1 protein-coding gene is annotated in these 716 nt (G+C 46.1%); it reads left to right on the top strand.

Annotated features, from left to right (window positions below; translation table 11 throughout):
• Nucleotides 1-716 (top strand): AAA family ATPase (locus R7R24_RS26845; RefSeq protein WP_411978836.1); only part of this gene is annotated, 716 nt, incomplete at both ends.

The following is a 716-nucleotide window of genomic DNA, read 5'->3' as shown; positions in this document are numbered from 1 at the left end:
TTCGAGAAACGTTTCAAATCGATTTTGAAGCAGCTTGAAAAAGAAGAAGATGCCATCCTGTTCATTGATGAGATCCATACTATTATCGGTGCTGGTGCAGCGTCTGGTGGCCAAGTCGATGCGGCAAACTTGATTAAACCTCTACTAAGTAGCGGTAAGTTGCGCTGTATTGGTTCAACTACCTACCAAGAGTACAGCAATATTTTCGAAAAAGAGCGTGCGCTATCTCGTCGCTTCCAAAAAATCGACGTTGTAGAACCATCTCTGGACGATACAACCAAGATCCTGATGGGCTTGAAACCAAAGTACGAAGCTCACCACGAAGTGCGTTACACCAACAAAGCACTGCGTGCAGCCGTAGAGCTGTCTGCGAAGTACATCAACGAACGTCATCTACCTGACAAAGCGATTGACGTTATTGATGAAGCCGGTGCTCGTAGTCGATTAGCTCCAGCAAGTCGTCGTAAGAAGACGGTTGGCGTGGCTGATATTGAAGCCATGGTTGCAAAAATGGCTCGAATTCCAGAGAAGTCGGTGTCTTCATCTGACAAAGACATATTGAAGAATCTTGATGGCAAAATGAAGATGCTAGTCTTTGGTCAAGACAACGCTATTGATGCGCTTTCGGAGGCTATCAAACTGTCTCGTGCTGGTTTGGGTGTAGATAACAAGCCTGTGGGTTCGTTCTTGTTTGCAGGGCCTACTGGTGTGGGTAA

The organism is Vibrio sp. 704, assembly GCF_033339295.1.
Note: the sequence above shows the minus strand (reverse complement) of the source record. Positions and strands in the feature narration are given on the sequence as shown.